General features: G+C 43.7%; 14 protein-coding genes. 7 read left to right on the top strand and 7 right to left on the bottom strand.

The annotated features are described in order from the left end of the window. Nucleotides 1–384: 384 nt before the first annotated feature. On the bottom strand, nucleotides 385–1,587 hold the full coding sequence (tyrS, locus tag A3739_RS00100) for a tyrosine--tRNA ligase (RefSeq protein ID WP_068473832.1): 1,203 nt from the start codon (nucleotides 1,585–1,587) through the stop codon (nucleotides 385–387). 186 nt (nucleotides 1,588–1,773) lie between these two features. Between tyrS and A3739_RS00105 the strand changes: the two genes are divergently transcribed. Together A3739_RS00105 and A3739_RS00110 are read left to right on the top strand one after the other, a co-directional pair. Beyond that, nucleotides 1,774–3,087, top strand: coding sequence for an OapA family protein (locus A3739_RS00105; RefSeq protein ID WP_068473834.1), 1,314 nt, complete (start codon nucleotides 1,774–1,776; stop codon nucleotides 3,085–3,087). Then, on the top strand, nucleotides 3,077–4,213 hold the full coding sequence (locus tag A3739_RS00110; protein ID WP_068473837.1) for an anhydro-N-acetylmuramic acid kinase: 1,137 nt from the start codon (nucleotides 3,077–3,079) through the stop codon (nucleotides 4,211–4,213). The genes A3739_RS00105 and A3739_RS00110 overlap by 11 nt, the downstream gene beginning before the upstream one ends. Before the next feature lie 11 nt (nucleotides 4,214–4,224). Here the strand turns inward: A3739_RS00110 and A3739_RS00115 are convergent, their stop codons facing one another. Then, nucleotides 4,225–5,868 carry an NAD(P)/FAD-dependent oxidoreductase gene (locus A3739_RS00115; protein ID WP_068473839.1) on the bottom strand — a complete coding sequence of 548 codons (1,644 nt, stop codon included), beginning with the start codon at nucleotides 5,866–5,868 and terminating at the stop codon, nucleotides 4,225–4,227. A 107-nt stretch (nucleotides 5,869–5,975) separates the two neighbouring features. On the opposite strand from A3739_RS00115, the gene A3739_RS00120 reads away from it, so the two are divergent. Then, nucleotides 5,976–6,509 carry a PadR family transcriptional regulator gene (locus tag A3739_RS00120; RefSeq protein ID WP_068473874.1) on the top strand — a complete coding sequence of 178 codons (534 nt, stop codon included), beginning with the start codon at nucleotides 5,976–5,978 and terminating at the stop codon, nucleotides 6,507–6,509. A 72-nt stretch (nucleotides 6,510–6,581) separates the two neighbouring features. Next, nucleotides 6,582–8,330: a DEAD/DEAH box helicase gene (locus A3739_RS00125; protein WP_068473842.1), complete on the top strand. Its 1,749-nt coding sequence runs from the start codon at nucleotides 6,582–6,584 to the stop codon at nucleotides 8,328–8,330. 48 nt (nucleotides 8,331–8,378) lie between these two features. On the opposite strand, the gene A3739_RS00130 is transcribed toward A3739_RS00125, so the two are convergent. Next, nucleotides 8,379–8,792 carry a cytochrome c5 family protein gene (locus tag A3739_RS00130; RefSeq protein WP_231876687.1) on the bottom strand — a complete coding sequence of 138 codons (414 nt, stop codon included), beginning with the start codon at nucleotides 8,790–8,792 and terminating at the stop codon, nucleotides 8,379–8,381. Between the two features lie 327 nt (nucleotides 8,793–9,119). Between A3739_RS00130 and A3739_RS00135 the strand changes: the two genes are divergently transcribed. Continuing rightward, nucleotides 9,120–9,329 (top strand): cold-shock protein, encoded by a 210-nt coding sequence (locus A3739_RS00135; protein WP_068473848.1) that lies wholly within the window; start codon nucleotides 9,120–9,122, stop codon nucleotides 9,327–9,329. Between the two features lie 29 nt (nucleotides 9,330–9,358). Here A3739_RS00135 and A3739_RS00140 read toward each other — a convergent pair whose 3' ends face one another. The 3 genes from A3739_RS00140 to aceE are packed head-to-tail and all read right to left on the bottom strand — an operon-like array spanning nucleotide 9,359 to nucleotide 15,125. Next, nucleotides 9,359–10,777: a PilZ domain-containing protein gene (locus A3739_RS00140; protein WP_068473851.1), complete on the bottom strand. Its 1,419-nt coding sequence runs from the start codon at nucleotides 10,775–10,777 to the stop codon at nucleotides 9,359–9,361. 52 nt (nucleotides 10,778–10,829) lie between these two features. Further along, entirely contained in the window at nucleotides 10,830–12,461 is a 1,632-nt protein-coding gene (locus A3739_RS00145) for a dihydrolipoyllysine-residue acetyltransferase (protein ID WP_068473854.1), read from the bottom strand. 12 nt (nucleotides 12,462–12,473) lie between these two features. Beyond that, entirely contained in the window at nucleotides 12,474–15,125 is a 2,652-nt protein-coding gene (gene aceE, locus A3739_RS00150) for a pyruvate dehydrogenase (acetyl-transferring), homodimeric type (RefSeq protein ID WP_068473857.1), read from the bottom strand. A 248-nt stretch (nucleotides 15,126–15,373) separates the two neighbouring features. On the opposite strand from aceE, the gene A3739_RS00155 reads away from it, so the two are divergent. Then, nucleotides 15,374–15,952, top strand: a complete 579-nt coding sequence (locus A3739_RS00155; RefSeq protein WP_068473860.1) for a hypothetical protein — start codon at nucleotides 15,374–15,376, stop codon at nucleotides 15,950–15,952. Nucleotides 15,953–16,015: 63 nt separating this feature from the next. On the opposite strand, the gene crp is transcribed toward A3739_RS00155, so the two are convergent. Beyond that, nucleotides 16,016–16,657, bottom strand: a complete 642-nt coding sequence (crp, locus tag A3739_RS00160; protein WP_068473863.1) for a cAMP-activated global transcriptional regulator CRP — start codon at nucleotides 16,655–16,657, stop codon at nucleotides 16,016–16,018. A gap of 226 nt (nucleotides 16,658–16,883) precedes the next feature. Here crp and A3739_RS00165 point away from each other — a divergent pair, with 226 nt between their 5' ends. Next, nucleotides 16,884–17,303: an OsmC family protein gene (locus A3739_RS00165; protein WP_068473867.1), complete on the top strand. Its 420-nt coding sequence runs from the start codon at nucleotides 16,884–16,886 to the stop codon at nucleotides 17,301–17,303.

The raw sequence follows: 17,303 nt of genomic DNA on the forward strand, positions 1-17,303 counted from the left end.
GTTGATTGTCAACACCTTTTCTTAACTTTCTGAATTTAATTTTCTAAGCAACTAACTTATTGAAATCAAACTCAAAATTAGGTGTTAACTTCTCGCTTATTTCCAACCCTTTTGAAGGGTCTTCCCTCAAGCGAGGCGCGAATTATATAGATCTTAATTCGCCGGTCAACTACTTTTTTTGATCTTTCTGATTTTATTTTTGAGCTCGTTTTCAACACTTAAATAAGCAACAAAAACTTCTCAAAAATCACCAGAAACAAAGATCAAAAATTACGCTAGAAGACCTTCACTTCTCGCCTCAATTTCGACTCCCCTAGGTGTCTCCCTCAAAGCGAGCGCGCATTATAAATATATAAACCAAACGGTCAATAAGTTTTTGATAATTTATTTAATCGAAACTCGAGCGATTTTTTTCTTGCCAGCCTGAATGACGAAACGACCACGCACCTTAATCATTAAAGATGCTTCTACCTTTTGGCCATCAACGTATACAGCGCCTCGCTTCAACACATCTTTTGCCGCAGCACCATTCTTAACTAGACCCGCCATACGCAGGACCGCCGAGATTGGCAACTCTTCCTGACCGTCATCAGCAGCCACTTCGACATCTTCCAAATTCTCTGGTATTTCACCTAGTGCCACCTGATTCCCAGCACCTTTGTGCGCTTCAGCTGCGGCAGCAGCGCCATGGAACCGTTCGATAATTTCGCGCGCAAACAGATCTTTCACTTCTTGAGGATTACGCCCCGCCTCTATTTCAGCCAATAAAGCCGTAACTTCATCCATCGACCTAAAGCTTAACAATTCAAAGTAGCGACCAATCATAGCGTCTGGCATTGACAGAAGTTTAGTATACATCAAACCAGGAGCATCACTCACACCCACATAGTTTTTTAAGGACTTAGACATTTTCTGAACGCCATCAAGTCCTTCTAAAAGAGGCATTGTCAAAATAGCTTGCGGATCTTGACCTGCATTTTTCTGCAAAGCGCGACCCATCAATAAATTGAATTTCTGATCAGTACCACCCAATTCAACATCCGCCTCCATAGCAACGGAGTCATACCCTTGGACTAAGGGATAAAGAAATTCATGGATAGCAATCGATTGCTCACCTTTGAATCGCTTACTAAAGTCATCACGCTCCAACATGCGCGCAACGGTATATTGACCAGCAAGGCGAATCATATCCACCGCACTCATCTTGCTCATCCACTCAGAATTGAACATGACTTTTGTTTTGGCTGGATCAAGAATCTTGAAGACCTGCTCTTTATAGGTTTGAGCATTCTCTTGAACTTGCTGCTCAGTTAAAGGAGGACGTGTCGCGCTTTTACCAGTCGGATCACCAATCATTCCGGTAAAATCACCAATCAAAAACATCACTTCATGCCCGAGATCTTGGAACTGCTTTAACTTATTAATAAGTACGGTATGACCTAAATGAAGGTCTGGCGCAGTCGGATCGAAGCCCGCTTTCACTCTCAGCTTCTTGCCTGCTTTTAGTTTTTCAACAAGCTCTTCTTCTACAATTAGCTCTTCAGCACCTCGCTTAATAATTGCTAATTGTTCTTCTACCGACAACATACCTTACTTCTCCAATATCACGCCTTGAAGGCGCCTGCACACAAGTCAAAAATTCAAAAGTGCGGCATTATACCAATTTTAATGGTGAAGTAAGCCACCTTTGCATTCATTCACTTTGCGCGATGGGATTACATAGATATACTAAAAATTAGATGTTCACTTTTAGTTATTGATTGTAGGCAAGTTTTGTTTCACGCATTTCCAAAAACGCACGTTCTCGCAGCAGGCACAGTTGGCGTTCTCATTACCCTTATTTTACTTATCAGCCCTAGTAGCAAAGTTAATGCGACGAAAAACACAACGATCGCCATCGACATTCCAAAAGAAGCAACTATCAACAGCGCTGAACTTGCCACTCCTCAAGATCACGAACTACAAATTGAACCCTTAGAAAACTGGCAAACCTTCTCAGTGAATGAAGGCGATACTCTATCAAAGCTATTTGCTTTAGGCGGGTATAATGACGCAACCATGTACAAAGTACTTGGCGCAGGAAAACAAAACAAAGAGCTCACACGAATCTTCCCCGGCGAAAAAATAGCGTTTCTGAATGACGATGCAAATCAATTAAGTCGAATCAAGCTATCTCGGTCTCTCACTGAAACTGTATTTTTAGATCGTCAACAAGACGGCTCGTTCGTAACGGAAGTTGTTACCAGAGAACCAGAAGTTGAGCTAGCATATGCCGAGGGCACAATCGACTCATCCTTATTTCTTGCTGGTCAAAACGCAGGTTTGGGGCAATCTCAAATCATGGGTCTCGCCAATATCTTTGGCTGGGACGTGGATTTCGCCCTAGATATCCGCAAAGGCGACAAGTTCAGTCTGGTATATGAAAAGCTATTTGTAGATGGCCAACCTTATAAGGATGGTCGAATACTTGCGGCCAACTTCAGCAATCAAGGACGTCACCTAGAAGCCGTCATTTATACTGACGCGAATGGCGTTTCAAATTACTTTACACCCTCAGGTGAGAGTATGCGCAAAGCGTTTATCCGAACGCCTGTAGATTTTGCTCGCATCTCTTCTCACTTCAACCTGAAGCGCAAACACCCTGTACTTCATAAAATCCGCGCCCACAAAGGGACAGATTATGCAGCTTCTCGCGGAACACCAATTAAAGCAACGGGTGACGGTAAAGTGACATTTGCTGGCCGAAAAGGCGGATATGGCAATGTAGTCATACTTCAGCACGGCCAAAAGATCACCACACTATATGCACACATGCATAAGTTCGCTCGCAACATAAAAGTAGGGAAGCGCGTCAAACAAGGACAAATCATTGGTTACGTTGGCAGCACAGGTTTAGCATCAGGCCCTCACCTTCACTATGAGTTTCGCGTGAATGGCGTACACAAGAACCCTGTTCGAGTGAAGCTACCACACGCAAAACCAGTACCTAACAGTGAAGTTGAGCTCTTCTCGCTTCAAACAAAGCCTCTCTTAGCGCAACTAGATACCCTGCGTGAAAACTTTCAGCTAGCGCTGAATGATCAGTAGCCTTGTGACCACCAGCCAACAACTCTATATAGGCTGCATTTCAGGCACTAGCATAGACGGCCTTGATATTGCCCTCGTTAAATTCGAGGACAATAAGATCCATACAGTTCAATCTGATTGCATAAAACTACCGGAAAAATTGCGACACGCCTTATCCCAACTCTGTGATTCAAACTCTGATGAAGAGCTAGAGCGTTTTGGTCGAGTAGATCATGAACTGGGGAAGTTCATTGGTAAAAGCACGAACGACTTCCTAACTCGCCTAAACATCAATCCGGAAAGCGTTACGGCTATAGGAAGCCACGGACAAACCATCCGCCATCGCCCAGAAGGTCCAACACCCTTCTCCATCCAAATTGGTAATGGACATGCCATCGCGGAACACTCAGGCATTATGACGATCAATGACTTCAGAATGGCAGACATGGTCTGCGGCGGCCAAGGCGCACCTTTGGTCCCCGCATTTCATGAGGCTATATTTTCGAGCAAAGACGCACACCATTTCATTATCAACCTAGGCGGAATTGGCAACATTAGCGTGATCCCAGAGGGTCACATGCATAACAGCTATGGATACGATATTGGGCCCGCAAACACTTTGCTTGATCGTTGGATAGAGTGCCACAAAGACAAAGATTATGATGAAAACGGCGCATGGGCTAGCTCTGGAAAAGTGATTCCTAGCTTATTAAAGTGCTTATACAGCGATCCGTTTTTCTCCGCCCCAGCTCCTAAAAGCACCGGTCGAGAATACTTCAATCTTCATTGGCTGAATCAGCATGAGATTCAAGATTTAAAACCAGAAGATGTTCAACGGACCTTGCTTGAATTAAGCGCCGTTAGCGTGGCAGACACAATCAAGGCAGAAAAACAGAATCTAGTTGGTCCGGTGAAGTTTTATGTTTGCGGCGGCGGCGCTCACAATCAACTTCTTATAGACAGGATTGAAACGCTCAGCAACGAGCATATTCAGTTTACAGATGAGCTCGGAATACCAGTCGATGACGTTGAAGCATGTGCTTTTGCATGGCTCGCCAAGCAAACAACGGAACGAAAAGCTGGAAATCTAATCAGCGCGACCGGTGCATCACGTCCAAAAATCTTAGGCGCGATACACCTCTCTTAAAGACCTTGTATCTAAACAGTTTGCTCTGTTTCTTGCGCTTGCGGTGAAACACCTTTTTTAAGAAGCTCTGTCACTTTATTTGCTTTCAAGCCCATCATTGCCATTGAGGTCATAACCCCTCCCATCAATGCACCACCCACACCAGCAGTTACCACATCAGAGCCTGTTAAATAAAAGTTTTTAATCTCGGTCTTTGGATGAATCCAACTTTGTCTAAAACGCTCGACATCATGCTCGATACCATAAATCTCACCACCTTCGTTCCATTGGAACCACTGAGTGGAAAGAGGCGTAGACAACTCAACGTAATCCAAAGCACCTTCAAGTTGAGGCATATGTTGATACAACTTTGCCATGAGCCGACCTGTAAGCTCCTGCTTAAGCGTCTCATACTCATCACCCCGCTTACCCCAAGTTGTGCCTTGCCATTTTTCAAACCACTCAGGCTTGCACACGGTGACGATTTCGACCGTCGACTTTCCGGGATAGCGATCTTCCCATTGTGGATCTTTTGCTGAAGGGAACGAAATATAAACCAGAGGAAAGTCCATATCTTTACTAGCGTAGAAGTCATCAACCGCTTTATCGTGATCATAATGCGGGTATAACCAGAAATTTTTCTTAGGAATTTGCAAAGACTCTGCAGAGCCTTTGAAACCAGCATATATACAAAGGTGCGCAGATGAAGTCTCTACCTTGGTGACAAGCTTATCGTAACCATTCTTTTTCACTGACTCTTCTGGCAATAGCTTGTTCAAAGTCGGCACTAAACCCGCACAACTTACTATCTCATCTGCATAAAGCTCATCACCTTTCACCAAACGAACACCATAAGCTTTATTATTTTTGACAAGCACCTCGTCAACACCTGCATAGGTAAAGACCTCGCCGCCAGATTGCTGAATAACAGGAATAATTGTTTCTGCTATTCTCGCTGCACCTCCGACTGGGTAAGCACCACCGTTGAGATAATGCTTCGCGACCATCGCGTGCATAATGAACGCCGCCTTTTTCGGTGGAAGACCGTAATCCCCCCACTGCCCTGTAAGAACCGCGATCAATTCTTGATTTTGAGTTAAGCCGGACAACACCTCATAGGTCGTTTTGAACATATAATCTGGGAGTACCTTATCCCGAAACTTGTTATACAAGGTACCGGGAGTTTTAGGTAATGCTTGTCCTGCAAAGAACTTAGGCACCTTAGAGCTCGTTTCGTAAAGCAAATCGACATACTGATCGATTGCATCTGATTCCTCTGGGAAATTAAACTTCATTTCTTCTTTGAAGTTTTGAGGACCCGCCATAAAGTTGTATGCCTTGTCTCCGATGTATACCTGATCGTAGAGCGTGTCCATCTCCGCCCACTCAAGCTGACCGTCAGTGATCACATCAAAAACTCGACGCAATGTACTGTTTGGCCTATGCACCTCCCCAATATAGTGAACACCTACATCCCATTCATAGCCTTCACGCTCATAAGCATGTGTATAGCCGCCAGCAGTATAATGTTGCTCTAAAACACAAACTTTCTTACCTAACTTAGATAGAAGCGCAGCATTTGCGAGCCCACCAATTCCAGAACCGATAACAATGACGTCATAATGATCTGCTGCTTTTTTCTTTCTAAAGCGAGTACCTGTTCTAACTGTGCTCATAACGAAGTTACCTTACGATGTTGGGATCTACATAGCTCTTTTAATAAGAGCTTTGCATATTAAGCAAATGAAGATTAATATGCAACAAATTGCATATGGAGTCTGTTTTGTCATTAAAACACGCCATCTTGGTCATGCTGGATCAAAAACCACATTCAGGTTACGACTTGCTTCAGCAGTTTAAAGAAAGTGTCGGATATTTCTGGAATGCAAAGCACCAGCAAATATACAGACAACTTAAAATCCTTCATGACGAGGAACTCATTGCATTTCAGAGCGAAATCCAATCAGGAAAACCCGACAAAAAAATCTATGCCATCACACAACAGGGAAAAGATGAGCTTTTGCGTTGGTTGAAAGAGCCCGTCGCCACAAACAAAATCAACGATGCATTACTGGTGAAAATATATGGAGCCGATTCCGCGCCGATAGAAGATATCGCATCAGAAATTGAGCGTCATATAGAGATCCATCAAAATACCCTTAACTACTTACTTGCTCTTGAGAAAAAATATCTTTCTCTTTCTTCAAACGAACAACTAAACTTCCGCTATCCTTACCTTACTTTGCGTCGAGGAATACTCGGCGAAGAGGCTTGGTTGAGGTGGGCTGAAGAAGCGACACAATTGTTCAAGAAATAATCAGAGATTTTTCTTCCACTCACGCGTATACTCCCGCCTCTTTTTATCACCTCCCAATTGAGGAAAATCTTAGTGAGCGAAGCCTCCAAAACATTTCATGAACTTGGTCTAACCGAGCAATTACTTAAAGCCGTTTCAGAATTAGGTTACGAAACAGCATCTCCTATACAAGAACAAGCCATTCCGGTCATTCGAGAAGGCCGCGACATTCTAGGTCAAGCGCAGACAGGTACTGGTAAAACAGCTGCTTTCGCTCTTCCAGTGCTTTGTGAAATTGAAGCGAAAAGCTCACTACCTCAAGTTTTAGTTCTCGCGCCTACTCGCGAGCTAGCGATTCAAGTCGCAGAAGCATTTGAAAGCTATGCGAAATACTTACCTGGCGTAAATGTTCTGTCGATCTACGGTGGACAGAGCTACAGCATACAACTGCGTCAACTCAAACGCGGAACGCAAATTGTTGTAGGAACACCGGGTCGTGTAATGGATCATATGCGTCGCGGGACTCTTAAGCTAGACAACCTAAAAACACTGGTGCTGGATGAAGCCGATGAAATGCTACGCATGGGTTTCATTGATGATGTTAATTGGATTTTAGAGCACACACCTGAATCTCGTCAGATTGCATTGTTCTCTGCAACGATGCCTAAAGAGATCAAACGTGTTGCCGATGCGCATCTTAATAATCCTGCGCACATAAAAATTGCATCTAAAACAGCTACAGCAAGTACTGTTCGCCAACGTTACTGGATTGCTCAAGGACTCAATAAATTAGATGCGTTAAGCAGGATTCTAGAAGTTGAACCTTTTGATGGCGTTATCATCTTCGTCAGAACTAAGGTTGCGACAGAGGAGTTAAGCACAAAACTTCGTGCCCGCGGATTTTCTGCAACCGCACTGAATGGTGATATTCCACAAGCAAGCCGTGAGAAAACTGTCGATAAGCTAAAAAAAGGCGACATCGATATTCTTGTTGCAACGGACGTTGTTGCTCGAGGTTTAGATGTTGACCGCATCAGCCATGTTGTAAACTATGACATTCCATACGACACAGAAGCTTATGTTCACCGTATCGGTCGAACTGGGCGCGCAGGTCGTTCAGGGGACGCTATTCTGTTCGTCGCACCACGCGAAAAACGCATGCTACGTGCTATCGAAAAGATTTCAGCAAAGTCGATCGAACGCATGGAAATACCAAGCGCAGCTAAAATCAATGAGTTGCGTATCGAGCAATTCAATCAGCAAATTATGGAAACGATCGAGTCTAGCGATTTAAGTTTCTACCAAGAATTAATCGAAAAACTAATCGACGCACGTCATGCAGATCCAATAGTCGTTGCAGCGGCACTCGCTAAGCTTTCTCAAGGCGGCAGAAACTTATTGCTTGACCCTAAATCAGATCGAGCGATGCAAGATGCTGAGAGCAGAGATAGAGATCGCAGCAAAGGCGATTCAAAATCGATTAAAGAAGGGCCGATTCGACCTCTTCAAAAATATCCAGATGTAGAATTAACTCGCTACAAAATCCAAGTCGGCCGTGTAGACAAGATCAAACCGGGACAAATCGTCGCTGCCATTGCGAATGCGGCAGAACTTTCAAGCGACTACATTGGTCAGATAGAAATCTATGACCGCTTAACAACCGTCGACTTACCATCAGGAATGCCTAACGACTTGCTTAAGCTATTGCAAAAAACTCGTGTGGCGCAACGCCCAATGAAAATGGTGCCGCTAAACGAGAACTTTGCGAAGAATGATTCGAAACGCAAAGAGAACAAAAAGCCCTCGAGCAAGCCGCGTAAGAGAAAAGTCAGTAAAAGCTAGTAACAAAAAAGCCCGCAAAAGCGGGCTTTTTTATTTAACTCGTTACGATTACTTGCTGTTATCAACCATGTACTGAACCGCATTTGCGATGTCATCATCAGAACATGTTGAACACGTGCCTTTAGGAGGCATAGCGTTGATACCATTGATTGCATTCGCAATCACTTGATCGATGCCACCAGACATACGTGCTGACCAGTCTGATGCTGAGCCTAGCTTTGGAGCACCTAGCGCGCCAGAAGTATGACAAGCCGAACACACACTGTTGTATAGCTCTTCCGGATCACGAGGACCAGACGCCACAGCTGCGGTCGCTGCACCACAATCATCACCCTGAACACAAACACTGCCTACAGGTTTAATGCGCTCACGAATACTGTCGTCGTCCATCGCTGCAGTTGCTGTAAATGCAGACACTACTAACGTTAGGGCAGCAAACATACTCATTACTAATTTTTTCACTTCACACCTCATCTTTGATTATATCTGTAGGGAGGAACTAATTTGATCCAAAGTATAGGCGAAGCCACTCACTTCTTAAAACGGAAGTCCTCTTAATTTGTGCGGGATTTTAACCGCCAAACCATACTTCAAACAAGAGCAATCCTAATTTCGAAAAATTATATGAACTTTGGTTATTTATAAATTCTAAACTAAACTAAGTATATTCTGCGCAAAGACTTGCACTGAAACGCAGAAACCATTGGACGAAGAATAATTATCAGGGACAGCCCCACAATATTTTTCACGTTCAGCAATGCTTAAAATTTAGTACTTATAGGTTTAATAATGTCAGAAAAACGTTCCGGAACCGTAAAATGGTTTAATGAATCCAAAGGATTTGGTTTTATTCAACAAGAGTCAGGTCCAGACTTGTTCGTTCATTTCAGCAATATCTCTGGTGAAGGTTTCAAAACCCTCACTGAAGGTCAAAGTGTAACCTTTACAGAAGGTGAAGGCCGTAAGGGCCCGCAAGCTGAAAACGTAAGTGCTGCTTAAGCATTCTAGCGACGGTTAAGCCGTCGCTTTTAATTCCCTTTGTTCTTTCCTCTAAACCTCATCACTAACTTATACAAACTCTCGTTTAATTTAACCCGCATTTTTTGCCAAGCTGAATATTCAATAACTCGACGCTGATATAAATGCAGGCTGACATAGCCCCATACTTTATACCAACGCAACGGCCCCATACCCTGACCACAAATGCCCGTATTTTTATCGAGCATCATAACCTGCATAACAACATCTTCATTTCTTGGATTTTGAAAGTTCAAGCCTAAACCTTTAAAGCCCATGTACCTATAGTGCTCTACTAGCTCTGGAGGACTTCCTACCAGTATGTAGTTTTTGCCTGCCGTCAGCCCTTCTCGATACATGTTTTCAAATACACCCTGCAAAACATCAGTATCTTGATAATGTCGCTCAATACAGACTTCCGTAATTTCCATAATCTGCTGGTAATCAGGCAATACAGAAAAACTTGTCGCGGGTAACACCGACTCAAGCTCTAAAGGCTTTGCATTACGCTCGCCAAAAACGAGCAGAGCTGAACCAATAACACGCGCATTATGGAATGCGATCAATATTCGTCCATATGCATCTTGCTCGAGTGCAAATCGCGCAATTGGCTCGTCTTTATCGCAGAGTCCCAGCCTTGCATATGACTTACGGCGAAGCTTTAAAACCGCTTCGTATTCTGCCTGTGTTTCAACAAAACGATACTGAACGAAATTCTGGACATGATTTGCCTCTATTCCAGAAAGAGAAATTTCTTGAGGCGTTTTTTGAGCAAAGTGAAAACAGTGTTGCGATAATTCTCGTTGAGCACTCGGTGAAAACTCATCCACGGCAATAAAACAACGAATCAAATTCTCTTCGGTTAGGCCAATATTACTCACCGTACCAAAGACCTTTTGTAAGCCGTGAACTGTCCCCAAACTAAATTCCACTCGCATACCATCGAAAAGAGTGAAGTCAGAATTAATATTTGAAGCGACAAAACCATGAAGCGATAAACTTTCTACTTCGAAGTATGAACTTTGCTTGTAAGCAAAGGGATGAACAAGCTGGCCTTTTAAGCTTTGTTCTGCGTTGAGTAATATCGGTTGAAAATTACCATGTGGATTACTCTGCTCATGCTCTATGACCGCTGAGACCTTAGTTCCTTGCTGTCGATCGGAGCGAATATCAATGACAATGCCACGTAAATCATATTCGTAACCAATCATTGGACTCACTCTCAATGAGACAGGCCCACCTACTTGCAGATTATGCTGGCTATGATGAGGAATATTGATTGCGAAACCAATACTAGAAAAGTCATTTAGGGAGGCCTCGATTTGCCCCCCTGGCATTAGAACGCTCGCTCGGAAACCATGTTTACCGCTAAGAGCCTGACGTGCAATACGCCGATCTTCATGCCGAATGAAGCGAGTCTGAAATTCCATACCCCTAATCTACCCTTATGATTTTTTTATTTCTGGTGGACTAGGGACTAGTTTAAAGCAAAAGCTCGCGAATATCAGACAAATATTTAGCTATGACGCCACTAAATCTTGCAGCATCTGCTCCGTTTACTGCACGATGGTCGTAAGACAACGACAAGGGCAGCATTAAGCGCGGGTGGAATTCACCGTTAGAGTATATCGGTTTCATTTGCGCCTTTGAGGCACCGAGAATTGCGACCTCAGGTTGATTAACAATTGGCGTAAACGCAGTCCCTCCAACACTTCCCAAACTAGAGATAGTGAAACAAGCCCCCTGCATGTCGGCTGGGGATAATTTGCGTGCTTTGGCTTTTTCAGCTAGTTCACCAAGCTCTGCAGTTATCTCCCATAAATCTTTATGTAGCACGTCTTTGATCACTGGAACAACCAATCCATAGCTCGTATCTACTGCAATACCGATGTTGTAATAATGCTTCTGAATAATCTGATTATTCGCCATATCAAGTGAAACATTAAACTGAGGTAGATCCTTCAGCGCATGTGCACATGCTTTGATCATAAAGGGCAAAGGCGTCAACTTAAGGCCTTTAGCCGCTGCCGCATCTTTTTTCGACTTTCTGAAAGTTTCTAACTCGGTAATATCTGCTTCATCAAACTGCGTAACATGTGGAACATTGTTCCAACTCGACTGCATATTCTTAGCAGTTAACGCGTGTAATTTTTCAAGTTTACGTATTTCAACTTCACCAAACTTACCAAAGTCCGGAAGCTCTGGCTGAACTGGCCCTGAAGACACGATTCCATTTTGCGCAGCTTGAACTTGCGCTTTTATATAGGCATTCAAGTCATCTTTCTGAATTCGCCCCCTCGGACCAGTCGGACTGACTCTATCCAAATAAACACCAAGCTCTCTCGCTAATTTTCGAACGGCTGGCCCTGCATGCACACTATCATTCTGCTCATGAGGTTGCATTGCACTCGATGGAACTGATGAATTCGTTTGGCTCGACGGCTTAACGCTCTTAGCTTCCGAAGTTGAAGTCTTTGCGTTTTGCTCTTTTAAAGGTGGTGTCGCGTTGTTTTCTGGTTCGCTAGTAGCTTGCGTTTTGATCAAAGCGATAACATCGCCTTCTTTGACTTTGTCACTAAGAGAAACTTTAAAATCTAGAATCTCTCCCGCTACGGGACAAGGTATATCCATCGAGGCCTTATCAGATTCAAGCACAATGATGGCATCATCAGCATTAAGGTTTGTCCCTACACCAGCGCAAAGCTCAATGACCTCTACCTCATCGGCTCCGCCAAGGTCAGGTACAATGACTTCAGTAGTTGTCGATTCTGAAACTGCTTTCGGCACATTTTGCTCTGGCGCAGCTTCCTGAATTTCAGCAATAGGCTTTTCTTTAACATCCTCTTTCTGTTCGCCGCTTTCTGGTTCATCAGAACTCTCTGCAGATACAGATATTAGAGTATCGCCTTGTTTTACTTGGTCACCGACTTTCACCTTAATGGCATCAATAACACCAGCACTCGTTGCCGGTACTTCGATGCTCGCCTTATCTGATTCAAGCACGATAATCGGATCATCAATCGCGATCGAATCCCCTACATTCACTAATAGCTCAATAACTTCAACCGCGTCTTCGGTACCTACGTCAGGAACGTAAATTTCTATACTATTCATACGTTCCTCCTATTACCGCAACATTGGCGCAATACTACTGCGATCAATTTTATATTTTCGCATGGCCTCAAGACTTACACTTGAGTCAATTTTTCCTTGTTTAGCGAGACTGTCGAGTGCTGCGATAACGACGTAATAACGATCAACCTCAAAGAATTGACGTAATTTCTCTCGCGTATCGCTGCGCCCAAAGCCATCCGTTCCTAACACTGTATAGGGAGCATCGACATACGCTCTAATTTGTTCTGCATAAAGACGCATGTAGTCAGTTGAGGCGATGACAGGGCTTTCAGAGCTTCCTAAACATTGCTCTACATATGAAGACTTAGCTTTCGCATCAGGATTAAGCAGATTCCAACGCGAACATAGCTGGCCATCGCGCGCGAGCTCATTAAAACTCGTTACACTCCATACACTAGAGGCAACGCCATAATCATCTTTTAATAACTGTGCTGCGGCAGCGACTTCGTTATAAATAGTACCACTACCCAGTAATTGAACATGAAGATCACCGTCAGAATTTAGCTCTTCACGTTTATACATGCCGCGAAGGATTCCCTCTTCACTGCCTTTGACCAAAGGAAGCTGTTTATAGTTTTCGTTAGTAATTGTCAGATAGTAATAAACAGATTCATTGTCTTCGTACATTCGCTTCATGCCATGCTGAACAATTACTGCCATTTCACATGCAAATGCTGGATCGTAAGCTAAACAATTCGGGATAGTTGATGCTAATACATGGCTATGCCCGTCTTGGTGCTGCAAGCCTTCACCATTTAAGGTGGTTCGACCTGCGGTGCCGCCTATTAAAAATCCTCGAGCACGCATATCACCAGCCGCCCAGGCAAGATCTCCGACACGCTGAAAACCAAACATGGAGTAATAGATATAAAACGGGATTAGCGGATAATCGTGCACACTATAAGATGTCGCACAGGCTATCCATGCAGCCATTGCACCGGCTTCATTAATGCCTTCCTCTAGTATTTGACCAGCTTGATCCTCACGATAATACATGACCTGATCACGATCATTTGGCACATACTTTTGCCCTTCAGAGGTATAGATGCCTAGTTGTCTGAACATGCCTTCCATACCAAATGTCCGAGCTTCGTCTGGAACGATTGGCACGACTCTTTTTCCGATACGTTTTTCTTTAGTGAGAGAAGAAAGCATACGAACGAAGGCCATTGTCGTTGAGATTTCTCTATCACCTGATCCATCAAGCTGAGCTTGGAACACATCAAGCCCTGGAACTGAAAGCGGTGCACTTTTTTGTCGACGTTTTGGAAAGAAACCACCAAGTTCTTCACGACGCCTTTTCATGTAGATCGCTTCAGGGCTATCTGGTGCAGGACGATAATAAGGAACATCCCCTATTTTTTCGTCACTAATCGGAACGCCAAATCTATCCCTAAATGCTTTTAAGGTATCGATATCAAGTTTTTTGAGAGAGTGGGTTGTATTCGTCGCCTCGCCCATTTTACCGAAACCGTAACCTTTAACAGTATGCGCTAAGATAACGGTTGGCTGACCTTTATGATGCACGGCCTTATGATATGCCGCGTAGACTTTATATGGGTCGTGACCTCCACGGTTTAGCTGCTCAATATCTTCATCCGTTAGATTATCTGCCAACTTCCCGAGCTCAGGATAACGACCAAAGAAGTGCTTACGTGTATACGCGCCGCCGTTGGACTTAAAGCTCTGCATTTCTCCATCAACAAGCTCATTCATAGCTTGTTGCATTGCACCATTTTCATCCTGCTCAAATAGCGGATCCCATTTACGCCCCCAAACAACCTTTAAAACATTCCAGCCTGCGCCTCTAAACACACCTTCTAATTCTTGGATGATTTTACCATTGCCACGCACCGGTCCATCCAAACGCTGCAGATTACAGTTCACAACAAAAATAAGATTATCGAGTTTTTCTCGACCTGCTAAGGCAATTGAGCCAAGAGTTTCAGGTTCATCCGTTTCACCGTCACCAATGAAACACCATACTTTTCTCTCACCTTTATCTGTTAAGCCTCGGCTATGGAGATACTTCATGACATGCGCTTGATAAATCGCCTGTAAAGGACCAAGCCCCATAGAAACCGTCGGGAATTGCCAATAATCCGGCATTAACCATGGATGCGGGTATGAAGATAGACCATCCCCATCCACCTCATTTCTGAAACGATCCATCTGACCTTCGTCAAATCGTCCCTCTAAATATGAACGCGCATAAATACCTGGAGATGAGTGCCCTTGGACATACACTAAGTCAGCTTCTCGCTTATCATCACCGGCATGAAAGAAATAGTTGAAACCAACATCGTATAGCGTCGCGCTAGAAGAAAATGACGAAATATGACCACCGAGAGCGCCCGGACGATCATTTGCGCGCAATACCATTGCCATCGCGTTCCACCGAATCAAGGAGCGAATACGACGCTCCATGAATAAATCACCAGGCATTCTGGCTTCGTCTTTTAGCGGAATCGTGTTGCGATAGGGAGTAACGACAGAATGCGTTGGCAATAAACCACTCGAAGCGCCTAGGTCTTGCAGTCGAGAAAGGATATACTGCGCGCGTTCGAGCCCTTCAAACTTAATTAGTGAGCTGAGGGCATCTAGCCATTCTTCAGTACCATTTGGGTCCTGATCTGAGTTCATAATTACTCCGTAGACTTATGTGACTTTGCATATATGGACAAAATGTACTGAAATGGCCGACAAAAACATTCCAATTCCGCGCCAAATTGCTCATAATTTAAACAAATGTAATATTTGTTCCGACCTTTCGGAACGAACACAAACGGTGGAATAAAAGGGTAGTCGAGATTTTTTTTAGTGTGTGTTCGCGAAAATTTAAATCTTGCCCAACTGGTTAACTAAATATAACGACAATCTAGCAATTTACAATGAAATACTTATACTCAACATTCACATTATTGATGAGCTTCTCATTTTTTGCCTATGCGGTTGAGCCGCTTTCTGAAAATGACATGAGTGATCTAGCGCTAGACTCTGGAAGCGGGCTACTCCAAATATACGGACCAACTGCTGCGGGCTTGCGTGTCGAAGCTCTTGGCAAGAATGAGGAACCTCCCGAAAATGAGTCCACTGACGATACATCCATCAAATCTGCCGAATCGACGATAAAATCACTGGAAGATCAGTTGACGGAAGAGTTCCAGCGAGAGCGTCCTGACTTAGAGTTTGACCCAAACCTACAAGCTATCGTTAAACCTAATGAACGCGTAGTGGGTGACGCAGCCTCTTTTGATACCTTCAGTCAGATTCAGTACAACAAAAGCAATTTTAAACATGAAGCAACGTTCAATTCAGATGGAAGCGTGCAACATGATAGAGACCTTCAGATCGACTTGCTGAAGTTTGAAAATATCGGTGGGGATGATTTGAACGACCCGAGCACGATCGGAAGTATTTATATCTCTGACTGGACGTCTCAAGGATCTACGACAACTCAAGTACGATAGTTCTAAAAGCCAAAAACAAAAAAGGCGCATCAAAATGCGCCTTTTTTCATATGTCGCTTACGTCTATCTCGTGCCGTATACAACCATCGTCTTACCTTTCACTTGAACGAGACCCTGCTCTTCAAGTGTCTTTAGTACTCGACCTACCATTTCACGAGAACAGCCAACGATACGTCCGATTTCTTGACGCGTAATTTTAATCTGCATGCCGTCTGGGTGAGTCATCGCATCTGGCTCCTTACACAGATCAAGTAGTGTTCTTGCAACACGTCCTGTCACATCAAGGAAAGCTAGATCTCCAACTTTGCGAGTAGTTTGGCGTAGACGGGACGCCATTTGCTCACCAATGAAGTAAAGAATACGAGGATCTTGATTAGAAATCTCTCTAAATTTGGTATAGCTAATTTCAGCTACTTCACATTCTGTCTTCGCTTTGACCCAAGCACTGCGCGAGTCCATGTTATCGAACAAGCCCATTTCACCGAAGAAATCACCAGTATTCAGGTAAGCCATGATCATCTCGCGACCATCATCATCTTCAATAATGACAGTAACTGAGCCTTTAATGATATAGAACAAAGAATCACTTTTATCACCGGCATAAATAATCGTACTTTTGCTTGGGTACTTACGGCGGTGACACTGACTTAAGAAAAAGTCCAAGTGCTTAGTTTTACTTTCTACTGGTTTTAAGATTGTGGACATTCGACACACCTTTTTATGCATATATGCAAACGAGCTACTCGGCTCACTTCGCTTTTTTATATTATGCCTTCAAGACCGAATAACACCTTTGTCGATGTTTAACTGCTCTCGGCAACTTATTGATAGTTAAAAGTATAGACTAATAAATCAAATACACATTTATAAAAATAAACTCTGTTTTGTGGTACTCTCGCGCCATAGTTAAACGCATTATTTAGGCAATTTTATGAAAGCAGAAATACGTTGGGGCGGCGACGCTAAATTCGTAGCAGAATCTGGTTCCGGCCATACAATCACAATGGACGGTCCTCCAGATCATGGTGGCAAGAACCAAGGTCCTCGTCCAATGGAAATGATTTTACTTGGCTTAGGTGGCTGCACTAGCTTTGATGTAATGAGCATCCTCAAAAAGTCTCGCCAAGACGTCACTGACTGTGTTGCTAACATCACGGCCGAGCGCGCTGATGAAGTTCCAAGCGTGTTCACAAAAATCGATATCCATTTCACTGTTACTGGAACAAAGCTTAAAGAGAGCCTTGTTAAAAGAGCTGTAGAACTTTCAGCTACTAAGTACTGCTCTGCTTCAATCATGCTTGAAAAAGCTGATGTAGAAATCACCCACAGCTACGAAATTAAAGAAGCTTAG

It is taken from the genome of Oleiphilus sp. HI0067 (assembly GCF_001635735.1).

What these genes read in the sequence shown, in the direction of transcription:
- tyrS (WP_068473832.1), bottom strand. Translation starts at nt 1,587, where the DNA reads ATGTTGTCGGTAGAAGAACAATTAGCAATTATTAAGCGAGGTGCTGAA.
- aceE (WP_068473857.1), bottom strand. Translation starts at nt 15,125, where the DNA reads ATGAACTCAGATCAGGACCCAAATGGTACTGAAGAATGGCTAGATGCC.
- A3739_RS00145 (WP_068473854.1), bottom strand. Translation starts at nt 12,461, where the DNA reads ATGAATAGTATAGAAATTTACGTTCCTGACGTAGGTACCGAAGACGCG.
- A3739_RS00155 (WP_068473860.1), top strand. Translation starts at nt 15,374, where the DNA reads ATGAAATACTTATACTCAACATTCACATTATTGATGAGCTTCTCATTT.
- crp (WP_068473863.1), bottom strand. Translation starts at nt 16,657, where the DNA reads ATGTCCACAATCTTAAAACCAGTAGAAAGTAAAACTAAGCACTTGGAC.
- A3739_RS00115 (WP_068473839.1), bottom strand. Translation starts at nt 5,868, where the DNA reads ATGAGCACAGTTAGAACAGGTACTCGCTTTAGAAAGAAAAAAGCAGCA.
- A3739_RS00110 (WP_068473837.1), top strand. Translation starts at nt 3,077, where the DNA reads ATGATCAGTAGCCTTGTGACCACCAGCCAACAACTCTATATAGGCTGC.
- A3739_RS00135 (WP_068473848.1), top strand. Translation starts at nt 9,120, where the DNA reads ATGTCAGAAAAACGTTCCGGAACCGTAAAATGGTTTAATGAATCCAAA.
- A3739_RS00165 (WP_068473867.1), top strand. Translation starts at nt 16,884, where the DNA reads ATGAAAGCAGAAATACGTTGGGGCGGCGACGCTAAATTCGTAGCAGAA.
- A3739_RS00140 (WP_068473851.1), bottom strand. Translation starts at nt 10,777, where the DNA reads ATGGAATTTCAGACTCGCTTCATTCGGCATGAAGATCGGCGTATTGCA.